12 protein-coding genes are annotated in these 16,633 nt (G+C 61.7%); 6 read left to right on the top strand and 6 right to left on the bottom strand.

The genetic code is table 11. From position 1 onward, the window contains the following. Positions 1-11: 11 nt before the first annotated feature. The gene (locus tag RAK07_RS10585) at positions 12-905 is read left to right on the top strand and encodes an HDOD domain-containing protein (protein ID WP_305732799.1); all 894 of its coding nucleotides are present in this window, start codon (positions 12-14) and stop codon (positions 903-905) included. A gap of 16 nt (positions 906-921) precedes the next feature. Further along, positions 922-2,025, top strand: coding sequence for a protein-glutamate methylesterase/protein-glutamine glutaminase (locus RAK07_RS10580; RefSeq protein ID WP_305732798.1), 1,104 nt, complete (start codon positions 922-924; stop codon positions 2,023-2,025). Between the two features lie 88 nt (positions 2,026-2,113). Here the strand turns inward: RAK07_RS10580 and rpoH are convergent, their stop codons facing one another. Next, the gene (rpoH, locus tag RAK07_RS10575; RefSeq protein ID WP_305732797.1) at positions 2,114-2,968 is read right to left on the bottom strand and encodes an RNA polymerase sigma factor RpoH; all 855 of its coding nucleotides are present in this window, start codon (positions 2,966-2,968) and stop codon (positions 2,114-2,116) included. A gap of 220 nt (positions 2,969-3,188) precedes the next feature. Here rpoH and RAK07_RS10570 point away from each other — a divergent pair, with 220 nt between their 5' ends. The 4 genes from RAK07_RS10570 to ruvA all read left to right on the top strand — a co-directional run bounded on the left by RAK07_RS10570 (position 3,189) and on the right by ruvA (position 5,733). After that, entirely contained in the window at positions 3,189-3,932 is a 744-nt protein-coding gene (locus tag RAK07_RS10570; RefSeq protein WP_305732796.1) for a YebC/PmpR family DNA-binding transcriptional regulator, read from the top strand. A gap of 47 nt (positions 3,933-3,979) precedes the next feature. After that, positions 3,980-4,453, top strand: coding sequence for a peptide-methionine (S)-S-oxide reductase MsrA (gene msrA, locus RAK07_RS10565; RefSeq protein WP_305732795.1), 474 nt, complete (start codon positions 3,980-3,982; stop codon positions 4,451-4,453). Between the two features lie 144 nt (positions 4,454-4,597). Beyond that, positions 4,598-5,134, top strand: a complete 537-nt coding sequence (gene ruvC / locus RAK07_RS10560; protein WP_305732794.1) for a crossover junction endodeoxyribonuclease RuvC — start codon at positions 4,598-4,600, stop codon at positions 5,132-5,134. After that, the gene (gene ruvA, locus RAK07_RS10555; protein WP_305732793.1) at positions 5,131-5,733 is read left to right on the top strand and encodes a Holliday junction branch migration protein RuvA; all 603 of its coding nucleotides are present in this window, start codon (positions 5,131-5,133) and stop codon (positions 5,731-5,733) included. Before ruvC ends, ruvA begins: the two co-directional genes overlap by 4 nt. A 122-nt stretch (positions 5,734-5,855) precedes the next feature. On the opposite strand, the gene RAK07_RS10550 is transcribed toward ruvA, so the two are convergent. From RAK07_RS10550 to RAK07_RS10530, 5 genes are all read right to left on the bottom strand, one after another. After that, on the bottom strand, positions 5,856-7,412 hold the full coding sequence (locus RAK07_RS10550) for a bacteriohemerythrin (protein WP_305732792.1): 1,557 nt from the start codon (positions 7,410-7,412) through the stop codon (positions 5,856-5,858). A gap of 29 nt (positions 7,413-7,441) precedes the next feature. Continuing rightward, positions 7,442-8,500, bottom strand: coding sequence for an HD-GYP domain-containing protein (locus RAK07_RS10545; protein WP_305732791.1), 1,059 nt, complete (start codon positions 8,498-8,500; stop codon positions 7,442-7,444). Beyond that, complete coding sequence (locus tag RAK07_RS10540) at positions 8,497-11,919, bottom strand: PhnD/SsuA/transferrin family substrate-binding protein (RefSeq protein ID WP_305732790.1); 3,423 nt, start codon at positions 11,917-11,919, stop codon at positions 8,497-8,499. Before RAK07_RS10540 ends, RAK07_RS10545 begins: the two co-directional genes overlap by 4 nt. 352 nt (positions 11,920-12,271) lie before the next feature. Next, a complete protein-coding gene (locus RAK07_RS10535) occupies positions 12,272-13,576 on the bottom strand; it encodes a sigma-54-dependent transcriptional regulator (RefSeq protein WP_305732789.1) in 1,305 nt (434 codons plus the stop codon). Next, a complete protein-coding gene (locus tag RAK07_RS10530) occupies positions 13,573-16,605 on the bottom strand; it encodes a CHASE domain-containing protein (RefSeq protein WP_305732788.1) in 3,033 nt (1,010 codons plus the stop codon). Before RAK07_RS10530 ends, RAK07_RS10535 begins: the two co-directional genes overlap by 4 nt. Positions 16,606-16,633 lie beyond the last annotated feature (28 nt).

Raw genomic sequence — 16,633 nt, 5'->3', positions numbered from 1 at the left:
AGGGCCATACCATGGACACACTCACGATGATGGAAACGGCACGCCGGATGGTGGCCAGTATCGATGATCTTCCTACGATTCCGGCGGTGGCCACGCAGGTCATGCAGCTGCTTGACGCCCCCGACGTCGATGTGGACAAGGTGGCGGACCTGATGCTGTCGGACCAGGTCATGACCGCGCGGGTCATGAAAATGGTTAACTCGCCCGTTTACAAGCCGGCACAGGAAATTACCTCCCTGAAGCGGGCATTGGTGTACCTGGGGGTTCGGCACATCAAGGAGATGGCACTCACCTCGTCCTTCATCAATGCTTTTGAAGGAGCGTCCGGCGTCATCGCCATTAGTACCTTCTGGGAGCATTCCTTCGGCGTCGGCATGGTGTCCAAGGTGATTGCCGAAAAAATCAGGTATCACGATGTCGAAAAAGCTTATCTTGCCGGCATCATTCATGATATTGGTGAGGTAGTGCTCAGCAATTACTATGCGGAGCAGTTTGCCGGCGCACTGAAAACCATTCAGGAGCATCCGGTTCGTCTGATCGATGCTGAATATGAAACCTTTGGCACCACCCATTCGGAGATCGGTTTCTGCATGGCTGAAAAGTGGAACTTTCCCGAGGCGTACCGCGAGGTGATCCTGCATCATCATACCCCGCGCGAGGCCACGGCTGATCCGGTGCTCTGTTCCATCGTCAACCTGGCAGACCTGTTTTGCTCTGTTCGCGAGCTGTACTACGGCAACAATGCCTGGGCCAGTTTCAATCTTTCCGAGGAGGTAGGCTGGAAGATTCTCAAGGAGCAGTCGCCCACCTTGGCCCATCTTGACGTCGAGCGTTTCTGTTATGAACTCGACGATGCCGTTCCCGCAGTCAGGGAGCTGGTGACTTCGATTTTTGCACAGCAATAAAAGGACAGGAGGCTGGATGCTTTCCACCATAGCAGGCGCGAAAACCAGAGTTCTGATCGTTGACGATTCCTCCTTCATGCGAATGGCTATCAGGGGAATTCTGACCAAGGAACCGTCCATTGAGGTGGTCGGTACGGCCAGTGACGGTATCGAGGGTGTGGAAAAGGCCATTGCCCTGAAGCCGGATTTGATCACTATGGATATCGAAATGCCGCGCATGGACGGCATTTCCGCCCTTAAGCAGATCATGGCTAAGGCACCGACCAAAGTGCTGATGGTTTCCACCCTGACGAACGAGGGGGCCAAGGCCACCTTCGAAGCGTTGGATGCCGGGGCCATCGACTATATTCCCAAGAACGTCACCGATTCCAACGAAGCTCAGAACATTTTCAAGGATGAGCTGCTCAAAAAAGTCCGGGAGGCCACCAAGTCCCGCTTTCTGAGGGTGGCGCCGTCGATCGCACCGGCGGGGGGAGTCGGCCGGCCGACAGTGCCGACAGCCGCTCCCGCGGCGCGTTCGGCTGCCTCGCGCATCCATGGCAAGAAGATCAACTACGTCGGCATCGGCGCGTCAACCGGCGGTCCGGTGGCGCTGCAGGAGGTGATCTCCCGGATTCCGGTTAACTTTCCCTACGGTATCGTGGTGGCGATCCATATGCCCAAGGCCTTTACCGGCCCCTTTGCCGAACGTCTGAACGCCAAGTGCTCCATTGCCGTCAGGGAGGCCAAGGAGGGGGACCAGTTGAAGCCGGGTACCATCCTGGTGGCGCCCGGGGGGATGCACACCCAGGTGGTGCGGGGCAGCGGCGGCCTGATGGTCAGGATTTCTCCCACATCAGCCTATCCGCAGTACGTTTACATTCCCTCGGTGGATCTGCTGATCGGTTCCATGGCCGAGGCCACGGCCGGCGCCATGCTGGGTGTGGTACTGACCGGCATGGGGAATGACGGATTCAAGGGGATGCAGTTGCTCAAGCAGAAGGGAGGGGTCACCATCGTGCAGGACGAGGCGACGTCTACCATCTACGGCATGCCCAAGGCCTGCGTCGACGGCGGCGTGGCCGACGAGGTGCTGCCGCTGGGCCAGATTGGCTTCGAGATCGGCAAGTTTGCGGGATAGGTCGGCTGGACCAGCCATCCGGAACGACAATCGCCCCTTTCCGCGCCTGTGCGGGAAGGGGCGATTGTCGTTGGGGTGATGGAAAACGTCAGGTTGCTGCAGCGAGCAGGGCTGGCTGGAGCAGGGCTTTCATCTTTCTGAGGGCGTTTTCCTCGATCTGGCGTACCCGCTCCCGCGAAATGGCAAAGTGGTTGGCAATTTCCTGCAGCGTCGCCGGTTCATCGGCAACGATCCGCTTTTCCACGACATAACGCTCCTTTTCGTTCAGGCCGTTCATGGCGTGGGCGACCTGTCGCTGCAGCATCGTCTGCTGCTCCAGGTCGGCCAGCTGCGCCTCCTGGTTCGGGCGATCATCGACCAGAGAGTCCAGCAGCGTGGCGCCGTCACCCTCATACCGTTCGGCATCGAGTGACACTTCGCCGAGCATGCGCTGTTCCATCTCCTGCAGTTCCAACTCGGACACATCCAGGGAGTGCGCCATGATCGCGCTGTCCTCCTCGCCGTCGGAGAGTCGGGCCAGAGCGTTTCTGGTCTGCTTGAGCTTGAAAAAGAGCTTGCGCTGGGCCTGGGTGGTGCCGATCTTCAGCAGGCTCCAGGCCGAGACGATGTAGTTCTGAATCTGGGCGCGAATCCACCAGACGGCGTAGGAGATGAGCCGGAAGCCGCGGTAGGGGTTGAACTTCTTGACCGCAATCATCAGGCCGACATTTCCCTCTTGGATCAGGTCCAGCATCTTCATGCCGTAGTTGCGGTATTCGGCAGCAATCTTCACCACGAAACGAAGGTTCGAAGTCACCAGGGTCTGGGCCGCCTCAAGGTCGTTCTCCTCGTAGAAACGGATGGCGAGGCGCTGTTCCTCCTGTTCGTCCAGCAGGGAAAATTTTCGTATGTCGGTCAGGTAGCGGGTCAGGCTATCGGAAAGTGCCGGGACATGGGGATACATGGCAGAACACCTCCTTGCGTGTTAGCACTCGTGTTGTATGAGTGCTAAATATAGCAGGCGACCTGCAACAAATCAAGGGGTTCCGTGAGACAGCGCCGGCGAAGCCCTGCCGCAAACGTGTGCCGTTGATAGTCCCCTTTTGACTGGACAGCGGAAAGAATGCCGTGGTAAAAAATTTAATTTACTGCGTACGGCAGATACTTGGGTGGAGGAGCGGAACATGTCGGGCCATAATAAATGGAGCACCATCAAGCACAAGAAAGGTGCTGCGGACGCCAAGCGGGGCAAGATTTTCACCAAGCTGATCAAGGAGATTTCCATAGCCGCCAAGCTGGGAGGGGGCGATCCTGCGGCCAACCCCCGCCTGCGGACGGCGATCGATAAGGCGAAAAGCGAGAACATGCCCAAGGACAACATCGAGCGGGCCATCAAGAAAGGTACCGGCGGCATGGAGGGGGTCACCTACGAGGAGATCGTCTACGAGGGGTACGGACCCGGCGGTGTGGCGGTACTGGTGGAGGTGATGACTGACAATCGCAACCGTTCCGTGTCCGAGGTGCGCAGCATCTTCACCAAGTGCAACGGCAACATGGGTGAATCGGGCTGCGTTGCCTGGATGTTTGACAAGAAGGGGTTGATCACCTACGACCGGTCGGTGGATTTTGAGCAGCTCTTCGAGGCGGCCCTTGAGCTGGGAGCGGAGGATGTGACCGAAGAGGATGAGCAGTTCGAGGTGACCACCGAGCCGGCCCGCTTCATCGAAGTGCGTGAAGCTCTTGAAGCCAAAGGCTTCAAGCATCAGAACGCAGAAGTCACCATGATTCCCCAGACCCTGGTCAAGCTGGAGGGGAAGCAGGCGGAGAGCATGTTGCGTTTGATGGAGCGGCTTGAAGACAACGACGACGTTCAGAACGTCTACGCCAACTTCGATATCTCGTCCGACGAAATGGAAAAGATGATGTGACCGGGAGGGGCTGCCACAGCCCCTTTCCTGTTTCGGGAGCAGGTGTCATGAACGAGCAGCGTGCTACCTTTGCGGCCGGATGCTTCTGGGGAGTCGAGGAGAGCTTCAGGGATGTTCCCGGCGTGGTCGCCACCAGGGTGGGCTACACCGGTGGCCGGACGGAGCAGCCCACTTACCGGCAGGTCTGCGGCGACGGCACCGGCCATGCTGAAGCCGTGGAGGTTACGTTCGACGCCGATCGGATCAGCTATGAACAGTTGCTGGCGCTTTTCTGGGAGTGTCACGATCCGACCCAGTTGAACCGACAGGGTCCCGACATCGGCAGTCAGTACCGTTCGGCCATTTTCGTGCATACCGATGAACAGCGACGCCTGGCGGAGGAGTCCCGCGAACGGCTCGCCATGTCCGGCCGCTACCGCCGTTCCATCGTGACCGAAATCGTGCCTGCCGGGATTTTCTGGGAGGCCGAGGAGTACCATCAGCAGTACCACCGCAAACATGGCGGAGGCTGCGGGTTTTGAGCGGAACGGTCCTGCTCCGCCCTGGCTTCGCCAATCTTCACAATGCCGTGTGCGACGTACCTCGGCGTACGCCTCCGCGCCATTGCTTGCTTGACAAACCCGGGACGAAACAATCCGCGTTCCCACTACCGCGGGAGATTGATTATGCGTGTGCTCGGTATTGATCCCGGTTCGCGGATAACCGGTTACGGCATTGTGGAACAGCAGGGGAGCCGGCTGCTCCACGTCGACAACGGTGCCATCTTCACCGATCGGGCCTCCGACTTCCCTGAACGTCTGCGGCTGATTTTTGAGGGACTGAGCCGGGTGATCGTCGAGTACCGGCCGGAGGCGGTGGCGGTGGAGGATGTCTATGTCTCCGATAACGTCAGGACCGCTCTGAAGCTCGGTCAGGCCCGCGGTGCGGCCATTGTCGCCGCGGTCCATGCGGCGGTGCCGGTGTTCGAATACACCGCCTCCCAGGTCAAGCAGGCAGTGGTAGGGCAGGGCAGGGCGGGCAAGGAGCAGGTCCAGAAGATGGTAAAGGCGCTGCTGGGGTTGCCGGAGATCGCCCAGGCCGACGCCTCCGATGCCGTGGCCGTGGCCATTTGCCACCTCAATTCGTACCGCCTGCGCCGGCAGGCCGGCCCCGCGGTGGTCGCATCCCGCCGCGCCAGTTCCTGGAGAAACTATACGCCATGATAGCCCTTTTGACCGGACGGATCGCCTACAAGACACCGGACCACCTGATCGTCGACGTACAGGGGGTGGGGTACCGGGTGATGATTCCCTTTTCCACCTACTACGAGCTGCCGGAAAGCGGTGAGGTAACTCTGCATATCCATACCAGTGTGCGGGAGGATGCCATCCAGTTGTACGGATTTCGGACCCGTACCGAGAAATCGTTCTTCCAGTTGCTGATATCCGTCTCCGGTATCGGTCCGAAGCTGGCCCGTGACATCCTCTCCAACATTCAGCCGCCGCAACTGGCGGCAGCGCTTGCCCAGGGGGACCTGCACAAGCTGTCGGCCATTCCGGGGATCGGCAAGAAGACTGCGGAACGACTGGTGCTGGAACTGCGCGAAAAGGTGGGCAAGCTGGAAGCAGGTGTCCTGCCGGCGGCGGAAGCGGTGGGCAGGACGGTACCGGCCGAGGCGCTGCTGGAGGATGTTACCTCCGCCCTGCTGAACCTCGGGTACAAGGAGGTCCAGGTGAAGAAAGCCCTTGCCGGAATTGATGCCGCAACGGGAGGGTCTGTGGAGGAGTTGCTGAAGCAGGCGTTGAAAATTCTGATGAAGTAGCCATCGCCCGCAGTCGGGCGTTTGTCGTTTCCGGACAGCACGAACGGCACCGGCATGCGGAGCAGAACTGCCCCATGCCGGTGCCGTTGTGAGTCGTGCCTTTTCTTGTTCCCCCCAAGAAGTTACCGGATGCCGTGTTTGTTCAGGTACGGCCCGTACCGCTTGTCCACCCCTTTGATATGGTTGATCAGCCAGTCCTGCAGGAACTCGATAACGTTCTGGCTCAGTACCGATTCCCCGGTACTGAAGCGCTGCTGCAGGTCGAGGGCCTGTTCCACCAGCTTGGCGTGGTGGCGGCGGTGCTCCGCATCCTCCGGGAAGTTGGTTTTGGCCATGGCCTCTTCCTCGGCGGCAAAGTGGGTGGCGGTATAGGAGATCAGCTGGTTCAGGATGGAGCCCACCGCCTCCCTGCTCCGCTTCTGCTGCATCGCCTCGTACAGTTCGTTGACCATATCGCACAACTTGCGGTGCTGGGTGTCGAACAGCTCGATGCCGGTCAGGAAGCTGCTGTCCCATTCCAGCATCTTGGACAGTTTCAGGGCCGACACCAGCTTGTGCAGTTCATCCACCTGCGCGGACAGCTGGCCGGTGGCGCCGGTGGTGCTGCGGGCGTTTTCCACATTGCGGTCCACCACGTCGGTGATCCGCAGGATATTGCCGGAGATCTCATGGGTCGTGGCGGTCTGCTCCTCAGCTGCCGTGGCGATCTGGCTGATCTGGGTGGTCAGCTCGCTCACCCGGGTCAGGATGTCGTTGAACGCCTCGCCGGAACGGGTGGTTTCCTCGGTACCGCGGCGGACTTCGTCAACCCCCTCCGACATGGAGGTGACGGCCCGGCGGGTCTCCTCCTGGATGGCCTGGATCATGCCGCTGATCTCCTTGGTGGCCTTGGTGGTCCGCTCCGCCAGGGCGCGCACTTCGTCGGCAACCACGGCAAAACCGCGTCCCTGCTCGCCGGCCCGTGCCGCTTCGATGGCGGCGTTCAGGGCCAGCAGATTGGTCTGATCGGCGATATCCTGGATGGTGCTGACAATGGCGCCGATCTGGTCCGAGCGTTTTCCCAGCCCCTCAACGGTGATGGAGGCGTCGGTGACCCGGCGGGCGATGGTGTCCATCAGCCGGGCGCTGTTCATGATGATCTCGACGCCGCTGGTGGTCTGATCCGCCGCGGTCCGGGCGTTTTCAGCGGCGTACTGGCAGTTGAGGGCGATATCGCCGGAGGTGGCGGCCATCTCTTCACTGGCCGTGGCAATGGTGCTGGACTGCAGGGCCACGTCTTCGGCCGCATCCACCATGGTGGCAGTGTTGCTGGAGACCATGGAGACCGAGTCCCTGACCAGTTCGGAAACATAGTAGAACTGGCGCATCGCCTTGTTCATGTCGTCGATCATCCGGTTGAAGGCATGGGCGAGCCGGACGATCTCCCCCACCCCCTTGTCCTCGGCCCGCACGGTCAGGTTGCCCCCTGCGGCGGTCTCAATGACATCGACGATACGCGTAAGCGGCGTGAATGCCTGCCGGCAGAGCTGTCCGAGAACCAGGCAGGAGCCGGCGGTCAGCCCCAGGCCGATGGCCAGGCAGGTCAGCAGATAGTCCCGGGGGACGATCAGCGCCAGGGTGATCGTGGTTATGGCCATGGCGACGGCATTGCCGATGACGATGCGGGTAGTGAACGACATGGATGTTCCTCCTGGGGGTAATAGTCGCTTCAGGCGTCGGTAGCCGGCTCCGGCGGCGGGGTCGGATCGGCGTAGGTACGAAGAATCTCTTCAAAGGCTGCGTGACACTCCAGAAAAACCCTGACCACGGCGGGGTCGAAATGGCTGCCGCTGCAGGCCGTGATCTCGGCAACCGCTTCGGCAACGGACCAGGGCTCCTTGTAGGGGCGCCTGCTGGTCAGGGCGTCGAACACGTCGGCCAGGGCCAGTATCCTGCTGAAGAGCGGGATATCCTCACCGTTCAGGCCGTTGGGGTAGCCGGTGCCGTCCCAGCGTTCGTGGTGGGTAAGAGCGACCAGCGCCGCCGTCTGCAGCAGTTTCGACGAATGGTCCCCGATGATTTCATGGCCGATAACGCAGTGCTGCTGGATGATGGCCCGTTCTTCGGCATCCAGCCGCCCCTGTTTCAGCAATACCCGGTCGGGGATGCCGATCTTGCCGATGTCGTGCATGGTGGAGGCGGAACGGAGCAGGTCCGCCTCCTCCTCCGGCAGGCCGTACGCGATGGCCAGCAGGTGGCAGTAGTGGCTGATCCTGATGACATGGCGGCCGGTTTCGTTGTCCCGGTATTCAGCCGCCCGTCCCAGCCGCTGCAGGATGTCCATCCGGGTCTCGGCCAGCTCTCTCGTTCGCTCCCGCACCAGTGCTTCAAGACGGCGTTCCTGATCGTAGAGCGCCAGGTGGGTCTTGATCCGGGAGCGGACCACCGGATAGCGGAGCGGTTTGGTGATGTAATCGACCCCGCCGCAGGCAAACCCCACTGATTCGTCCTCAACATCGCCGCGGGCGGTGACGAAAATGACCGGTATCCGTCGGGTCATCGGGTCCGCCTTCAGCCGGCGGCAGGTTTCGAAGCCGTCCATTTCCGGCATCATCACATCCAGCAGGATGATATCCACCGGCAGGGAACGGGCGATTTCAATGGCCTTTCTGCCGCGGGTGGCCACCTTGATGCTGAACTCGTCCCGTAGTGCCGCATTGAGCAGTGCGATATTCTCCGGCGTGTCGTCCACGATCAGGATGGTGTAGCGGCTGCTGCTCTCGCTCATGACGCCGCTTCCCCGGAGCCGTCGTTATGGATGTCGAGTGCCATCATCCCGGCGATTTCCGGCAGAACCTCCAGGGCGGCATCATAGTCATAGGAGGAGAGCAACCCCTCCAGCGAGGCCACGGTCTGCTCGGAGAGGACGGCGAGTTCGTGACGGCACTCCTGAAGGAAATAGGCTGCCTGACCATCCTGCTCCCTGATGTAGCGGTACAGACGGCGGACGATCTCGTGGAGCCGCCCCTCGTCCACCGGCAGTGCGACCGCATGGCGGGCGGGCCTTCCGGACGGCTGCAGCCACTGTTCGATGGTGCTGAACATGATCTGGGCATTGACCGGTTTGACGATGTGGGCGTTCATACCGGCTTCCCGGCAGCGATCCTGTTCCTCCTGGTAGGCGTGGGCCGTGACGGCAATGATCGGCAGCTCCGCAAAGCGTGGGTCGCGGCGGATTCTGCGGGTCGCCTCAAGGCCGTCCAGCACCGGCATCTGGATGTCCATGAGCACCAGGTCATAGGTTGCGGAGGTTTGCAGCAGCCGGGAAACGGCTTGGGCGCCGTCGGTGACCACCTCAACTTCGATGCCGCGCCGGCGGAGCAGTTCCGTGATCAGCAGGCAGTTGACCTCGTTGTCCTCGGCCAGCAGGATGCGCAGCCCCTGCAGGTGGTCCTCGGTCCCGCCGTCGGCAGCGTCGTCGTCACGGGCAGCACGGGGAACCGTCGGCATGACGGCAGCGGCGGCGCAGGCAAAGGGGAGGGTGAAAAAGAAGGAACTGCCTTCGCCCAGGCGGCTTTCGGCCCAGATGCTCCCCCCCATCAGATCCACCAGGCGCTTGCAGATGGAAAGTCCCAGGCCGGTGCCGCCGAATTTTCGGGTAATGGAGTTATCCGCCTGGGTAAAGGGTTGAAAAAGGCCTGTCAGGCTTTCGGGGGTAAGTCCTATGCCGCTGTCGCTGATCTCGAACTGCAACTCCACCCGTTCGGGCTGGTGCAGCAGCAGGCTCAGCCGTACTTCAACTCCCCCTTGCTCCGTAAACTTGACCGCATTGCCGATCAGGTTGGTCAGAATCTGGCCGAGGCGCAGCGGGTCCCCCTGCAGGCGCTGGGGCAGCGTCGGGTCGAGATCGAGCTTCAGGAATATCCCCTTCACCTCGGCCTGCTCCCTGAACAGCGCCAGGGTGTTTTGCAACAGTTCCGCGGGACCGAAGCCGATCTGTTCCAGTTCGAGCTGGCCGGCCTCGATCTTGGACAGGTCAAGGATATCGTTGATGATCCGCAGCAGCGAGGTGCCGGCGAAGTTGACCCGGGTCAGGTAGTCGCGCTGCTCCGGATTCAGCTCGGTTTCCAGCGCCAGGTCGGAAAAACCGAGGATGGCGTTCAGCGGTGTACGGATTTCGTGGCTCATGTTGGCCAGAAACTCGGATTTTGAACGGTTGCCCGCCTCGGCCGCCTCCTTGGCGCGGTGCAGCTCTTCGGCGATCAGTTTCCGCTCGGTGATATCCTCTTTTACCGCCACGTAGTGCGAAATCTGTCCCAGTTCGTTGCGGATGGGGGAGATGGAGGCCGACTCCCAGTGAATTTCTCCGGTTTTCTTGCGGTTGCAGAACTCTCCCCGCCATTCCCGGCCGCTGTTGATGGTGTCCCAGAGTTCGGCATAGAACTCTCGTGACTGGACGCCGGCATTGAGAATGCGGGGATTCTGGCCGATGGCCTCCTCGGGAAGGTAGCCGGTGATTTCGGTGAATTTCGGGTTAACGTACTCGATAGTGCCGAAATAATCGGTCACCACCACCGCTGCCGGGCTGTTTTCGATGGCCTTGGAGAGCATGACCAGTTTCTTCTGGGCTTCGATGCGGGGGGAGATATCCATGAAGGTGGCGACGGTTCCCACGATGACCCCGTTGCGGTACTGGGGGTAGGACCAGAACTCCACCGTCACGCTGCTGCCGTCCGAGCGCCAGAACACCTCCTCCTCGACATGCAGCCCCTCTCCCCGCATGAACGCCTTGAAAATGGTGCATTCGTGCTCGGGATAGGGGGAGCCGTCCTTGCGGCGGTAATGAATTTTCTGGTGGATATTTTTGCCGATCAGCTCTTCCGGCTTTTCATAGCCCAGCAGGGTCAGGCACGTGGTGTTGCAGAACGTGCAGGTACCGTTTAAGTCGGTGCCGTAGATCGCCTCGGCGGTGGAATCCAGCAGCAGCCGCAGCTGGTCCTCGCTTTTCTGCAGTGCGGTCAGGAGCTGGCTGCGCTCGAAATTGATCGCCACCAGCCGCTCGTTGCTGGAGCGGAGTTCCTCGTTGGTCCGTTCCAGCTGGTCGCTGCGTTCGTTCAAGTCCTCCAGGGCTTGCTGCGCCATGCTGCGCTGCTGCTCCAGCTCCTGCAGCGTCACCGCCAGGCAGCGATTTCCCCGGATGACCCTGATGACGGTTGCCACCAGCAGGGCCATGAACACCAGGGTGAGCACTGCCAGATACCAGTAGCGCTTCACCGCGTCGAAGAGGCTGAAACGGTTCAGTCCCTGGTACGGTCCCAGTTGCAACTCGCGGTACAGTTCATGGGCGTTGGTGTAGTCGGCGGCAATGGTCCAGCCGGTGATCTGGGCGGTCCGGGCGGCGGGGTGGGCGGCGGGGAGCTGCAGCAGCGCCACGGCAAGCCGTTCCGCCAAGCGGGAATCGGTGTGACGCAGCTTGGAAAATGACCATTCCGGGTAGAGCCGCGTGCTGTGAATCAGTGGAAAACCGGGGGTCTGGCGCTTGTTGATGATTTTAAGGCTCGACAGATCCAGGAGGCCCGCCGCAGCCATCTCCTCCAGGGTGCCGGTACGAACCGAGCCGATATCGGCGTGCCGTTCCAGCACCGCCTGCACCACGGCTTCGTGGTTACCGGTGGCATGCAGCTCCGCAAAGCTGGTCTGGCTGACCCCGGCGGCGAGGATTTCCCGCAGTTGCATCAGCCAGCCGCCGAAGGAGGTGATGTCCGGAATCCAGATACGCTTGCCGCGCAGGTCGCGCAAACCCTCGATATCGTCACGTTCGGCCCGGGTAAAGAGGACCCCGCCGAAAACGGTCTGGGCCCCTTCCGGCCCCAGCTTCTTCAGGGTGACGATTCGGGTGATGCCGGCCTCCGCTTCCAGTTCCACGTACTGGCCGGTGTTGACGACCACGAAATCGACGACCCCCTTCTTGACCGCTGGATAGAGTCCGGTGAAGTCGAGGGGGACGATCCGGAACTGGTATCCCGGCAGAGCACGCTCCAGATAGTCTGCATGCGGTTGCCAGGCCTGTACCGCTGCCGCACGTCCGTTGTTGGCCAAAACGCCGATCCTGACCTCGGTTGCGGCTGCCGGAGCGGCTGCCGTCACGAACAGGATGAGAACGCCAAGCCATGACGTGACGGCTGTCAGGAGTCTGTCGAGGGGCATGCCGATCCTTTCCGCACGTAGATGCCAGCACCATCCCTGGCCGGAAGAGGGCGTATCAAGGAGCATGCCAAACGGGAGAATGGAGTAAAGCCTTTTGAAAACAGTGTGTTATGGTGTCGTGGTGTGCGGGGTGGTCTCAAATTGAGACGGCTGCTGAGAACGCCATGCCCGAAATCACGGCAGCCGGAGGAGGGGGGTGGCGTTCGTGTCTGGCAGTGCTTTGAAATTATTGTGTTTTTCCGGTGGTGGTGCCCGGGCTGGCGGCTGCTTGGAAAAGTATCAAATGAGTCTTGTTGGGTTTGTTTGTTCGGCCCGGTGCCCGGCGCGCGCTCCGGCAGGGGAGGGGGACGGGTCAGGTCCCCCGCAACTGCTTGATGCGGCGATAGAGGGTGGCCCGGGAGATACTGAGCCGGGAGGCGGCCAGATCAACGTTGCCGCCCGATTCTGCCAGGACGGAGAGGATGTGCGCAGCCTCGACCTCGCGGACCGAACTGGGCGCCGGCGGCGGGGGGGTGCCGAGCCCGGCAAAGTGTTCCGCGCGGAGTTCTCCTCCCCGGGCCAGGAGCAGTGCCCGTTCCAGAACATTCTTCAACTCGCGGATGTTGCCGGGCCAGTCGTAGCCGGTCAGCAGGGAGAGGATGCCGTCGGGCAGGGGCAGTTCGGGCTGGTTGAGGTTTTTCAGCAAGGCACGGGCAATGATCGGGATATCGCTTTTTCGTTCCCGCAGGGGGGGGAGATGGATGGTCAGCAGGTTGATGCGATACAGCAGATCCTGTCTGAACTGGCTGTTCTGCACCATGCCGGCGATATCGCGGTTGGTGGCTGAGATCAGCCGGAAATCGCTTTTGATCAGCTTGATGTCCCCCAGGCGGCGGTACTGCTTTTCCTCCAGAACCTTGAGAAAGGGTGCCTGCACCTCCAGTCCCATATCGCCGATCTCGTCAAGGAACAGGGTGCCGTGGTCGGCGATATCCAGCAATCCCTTGCGGTCCTGATCGGCAGAGGTGAAGGCGCCGCGCACGTTGCCAAAAATCTCCCGGGCCAGCAACTCGCCGCGCAGGCCGGAACAGTTCACCTCCACGAACTCGTCCTGTCCCCTGCGGCTGTTGCGGTGAATCCAGCGGGCCAGCACTCCCTTGCCGGTACCGGTTTCACCGGTGATCAGCACCGGACTCTCGCTGTCGGCGGCAATCTGGGCATGTTCCCGTACCACCTGCATGGCATGGTGCACGCTCCAAAACGGTTCCTTGTGACGCTCCAGCCGCTGATGGGCGGCCTGACGGCGCTTCAGGGAGCCGATTTCCAGGGTCTTGCGCAGGAAAATGGCCAGACCGGCGTTGTCCACCGGTTTGACCAGGAAATTGTCCGCCCCCCGCTGCATCGATTCGACGGCCACCGGGATGTCGCCGGTGCCGGTGATGACGATGATCGGGATCGCCTGGTCGTGTTCGCGGATAGTATCGATGAAATTGAGGCCGTTGCCGTCGGGAAGGTTGATATCCAGCAGCACGGCATCGAACCGCTCGGACGCAAACAACCGGGCCGCCACGGTCAGATCCTCCGCCTCAACCACCTCATACCCTTCTCTGGCAAAGTAGCGTACCAAGCCGAAGCGGGTGGCCGCCTCGTCCTCGATCAGCAGAATCCGGTTCTTCATCGCTCGTCCTCCGTGGTCACGAGGGGAATGCGTATTTCCACGGTACAGCCGGGGCTGTCGCCGTTGTTCCTGATGGTGACCGTTCCCGCCATGTGTTCGACATAGTGCTTGACCAGGGCCAGCCCCAGGCCGGTTCCCCCCCGCCGGTTCGAGTAAAACGGCTGGAAGACCCGTTCAAGCTGGTCGTCGGGAATACCCTGGCCGCGATCGCTGATGCAGATACTGACGAAGCGGTCGGTCTCCACCGGCGCCAGGGAAAGCACGATTCCCGACCCCTGCGGGCTGTTCTGGGCGGCGTTGTCCAGCAGGTTGAACAACGCCTGCTGCAGCTTGATGGCGTCGGCACGGATGAACAGCTCCCGGTTGGTTTTGACGTCCAGGCTGACGGAGCGTTCGGGGTGCCCGCAGGAGCCGGGCCAGAGGAGCGCGGCATCCCGGCACAGCTCAAGCAGCGGCAGCGGTTGCAGGTTGTCGGCCGGGATCGGCTTGCCCAGATCCAGCAGATCGTTCATCAGGTGGGCCAGCCGGGTAACCTGGCTGCGGATATGATGGAGATAGGGTTCGAACTCCGGATTGTCCTCGATGGATTTTTCCCTGAACAGTGCTTCGGTGACGGAAAGAATGGCATTCAAGGGATTCCTGACCTCATGGGCCACCCCGGCGACCAGCTGGCCGATCGATTCCAGCTTGCGGGCCTCGAAGAGTTGCTGTTCCAGTTCCCTGCGTTCGGTGATGTCCTGCAGGGTGCCGTTTATGTGGGTGATGACCCCGTACTCGTTGCGCACCACCTCGCCGTGGCCCAGGCACTGCCGCTGGCTGCCGTCGGCACGGATGATCCCGATATCCATGGTCAGCACGCTGTCGTCGCCGGTGGCCAGGGCATGGGCCACGGCATGATCGAAACGCCGGTAGCTTTCCGGGGTGAGCATGGCGGCATAATCGCCGTAGCTGGGCGCCGGTTTCCGGGGTGGGATACCGAACAGCCGGAACAGCTCGTCGGACCAGGTGATACGGTTGGTGCGGGCGTCCCAGCTCCAGCACCCCAGGCGCGCCTGTTGCTGGGACTTGTCCAGCAGGGCGCGGCTTGACCGCAACTCATCCTCGATCCGCATGCGTTCCGTGATTTCCTGGCGCAGCTGGCTGTTGGCCCGGGAGAGTGCGGAGGTGCGCTCCGCAATACGCTGCTCAAGCTGTTCGTGGGCCTGCTTCAGCGCCAGTTCGGCGGTTTTCTGGGCGTTGATGTTGTAGCAGCTTCCCAGGTAGCCGGCAAACGTGCCCTCTTCGGTATAAAAGGGGCGGCCGTGATCGCTGATCCACTGGTAGCTGCCGTCGTGGCGACGCAGGCGGTACTCCATGGCAAAGGATTCGCGTTTCAGGAATGCCTCGTGGTAAACCGCCAGGCAGCCGGCAAGGTCGTCGGGATGCACACCGGCGGTCCAGCCGTCGCCCCGTTCCTGTTCGAAGGAGCGGCCGGTAAAGGCGAGCCAGGTCCGATTGAAGTAGTCGCAGCCGCCGTCGGTGCCGGCACGCCAGACCATGGCGGGAAAATATTCCAGCAGCTGCAGGTAGTAGTTGCGCGAGCGGACGATCCGTTCCTCGGCCTGCTTGCGCTCGGTAATGTCCTGGTCGATGCCGAAGACGCGGGTAATGGTACCCTCCCGGTCGAACTCGCGGTAGCCGCGGGAGTAGACGTGGCGTATCTCCCCGTCGCTGCGGATGATCCTGAATTCCGAGCTGGTCTCGCGCCAGGTTTTGTCGGCATCGGAATCAAGAATGATCTGCAGGTCGTCGGGATGCACGGTTGCCAGAAACTCCTCGAACCGGCGCGGGCGTGCCCCCGGAGAAAATCCCCAGATCCGCTCCAGCCCCTCCGACCAGTAGGTGCTGTTGCTGCGCGGGTCGTAGTCGAAGTGGCCCAGCAGCGCCAACTGTTCCGCTTCCTTGAGGGCCTGGGCCGTGATCTGGGCGGCATGGCTTTCCCGGCGCGCCCGCAGGTGCCCGGCCACCAGCAGCCAGGTGATCAGCGTCAGCAGCAGACTGACGGCGATGCCGGCCACGGCTATGGTATGGGCGCCGCGACCGTTCTCCGACGACAGGAACTGATCGCGGGAACTGATCACCACGGTCCAGATGTGTCCCGCAATCTCCATGCGGCGCACCGCCTGGAAACGTGTCGGCACCGTGCCGTCGGCGTGAAAGAGGGTGTCATCGTCATACATCATGGCTTCCGGGAGGATGGTGGTGCCGTCGAAGATTTCGATGTCAAACTGCCGGCTCCGCTCCCCCAGAATGCCGTTCATCAGGTCGTCCATCCGGAAGGGGGCGGACACCCAGCCCACCAGGTTCCGGCGCCGTGCGTCGAGACTGTCCGCCACCACGCCGTGGCGATAGACCGGCAGGTACATGATGCAGCCCGCCTGTTGCTTGGGGCCGTTCTCCTGCAGCAGACGCAGCTTTGCGGTGATCGCCGCCACCCCCAGGTCGCGGGCGCGCTGCAGCGCTTTCCGCCGGACCGGTTCCGACAGCAGGTCGAAGCCGAGGGCGCGACGGTTGCTGCCGGTCAACGGTTCGAGGGCGATAATCGGTGCATATTCGCTTCTGGTGCCGGTGGGAAGCATCGGGAATTCGGCATAGCCCTGCCGGCTGATGGCCGCGAGCTGCCGTTCCCTGCTGGCACCATGAATGAGGGGGGAGTAGCCGACTCCCTGGATACCGGGATAGTTTTCGTTCAGCCGCAGCATTCTGACGTAGGTGCGGAATTCGTCGGGCGTGACCGTTTCCGATACGGCAAACAGTCCCTGGACGCCGCGCAGCACCTGCTCGTAGGCATCCATGCGCTGCGCGATGCTGCTGAAGACTTCGCGCGCCTGATAGTCGAAACCGGTGCGCACCTCCTCCTGGCGGGCCGTGCGGTTGCTGTGCCAGGCCACCCAGGTGATCAGGAGCGACACGGACAGCACCAGCACCGGGATCAGGTAGAGCCAGCCCGACAGGCGTGAGCCGGAAAACAGTGAGAGGCGCGGAATCATGGCTGTACCTGTTATGCTCTTGTTTTCA

The sequence above is a fragment of the Trichlorobacter ammonificans genome (assembly GCF_933509905.1).
Lineage (GTDB): Bacteria > Desulfobacterota > Desulfuromonadia > Geobacterales > Pseudopelobacteraceae > Trichlorobacter > Trichlorobacter ammonificans.
Note: the sequence above shows the minus strand (reverse complement) of the source record. Positions and strands in the feature narration are given on the sequence as shown.

What these genes read in the sequence shown, in the direction of transcription:
- RAK07_RS10570 (WP_305732796.1), top strand. Translation starts at nt 3,189, where the DNA reads ATGTCGGGCCATAATAAATGGAGCACCATCAAGCACAAGAAAGGTGCT.
- rpoH (WP_305732797.1), bottom strand. Translation starts at nt 2,968, where the DNA reads ATGTATCCCCATGTCCCGGCACTTTCCGATAGCCTGACCCGCTACCTG.
- ruvA (WP_305732793.1), top strand. Translation starts at nt 5,131, where the DNA reads ATGATAGCCCTTTTGACCGGACGGATCGCCTACAAGACACCGGACCAC.
- RAK07_RS10530 (WP_305732788.1), bottom strand. Translation starts at nt 16,605, where the DNA reads ATGATTCCGCGCCTCTCACTGTTTTCCGGCTCACGCCTGTCGGGCTGG.
- RAK07_RS10585 (WP_305732799.1), top strand. Translation starts at nt 12, where the DNA reads ATGGACACACTCACGATGATGGAAACGGCACGCCGGATGGTGGCCAGT.
- RAK07_RS10540 (WP_305732790.1), bottom strand. Translation starts at nt 11,919, where the DNA reads ATGCCCCTCGACAGACTCCTGACAGCCGTCACGTCATGGCTTGGCGTT.
- msrA (WP_305732795.1), top strand. Translation starts at nt 3,980, where the DNA reads ATGAACGAGCAGCGTGCTACCTTTGCGGCCGGATGCTTCTGGGGAGTC.
- RAK07_RS10550 (WP_305732792.1), bottom strand. Translation starts at nt 7,412, where the DNA reads ATGTCGTTCACTACCCGCATCGTCATCGGCAATGCCGTCGCCATGGCC.
- RAK07_RS10545 (WP_305732791.1), bottom strand. Translation starts at nt 8,500, where the DNA reads ATGAGCGAGAGCAGCAGCCGCTACACCATCCTGATCGTGGACGACACG.
- ruvC (WP_305732794.1), top strand. Translation starts at nt 4,598, where the DNA reads ATGCGTGTGCTCGGTATTGATCCCGGTTCGCGGATAACCGGTTACGGC.
- RAK07_RS10580 (WP_305732798.1), top strand. Translation starts at nt 922, where the DNA reads ATGCTTTCCACCATAGCAGGCGCGAAAACCAGAGTTCTGATCGTTGAC.
- RAK07_RS10535 (WP_305732789.1), bottom strand. Translation starts at nt 13,576, where the DNA reads ATGAAGAACCGGATTCTGCTGATCGAGGACGAGGCGGCCACCCGCTTC.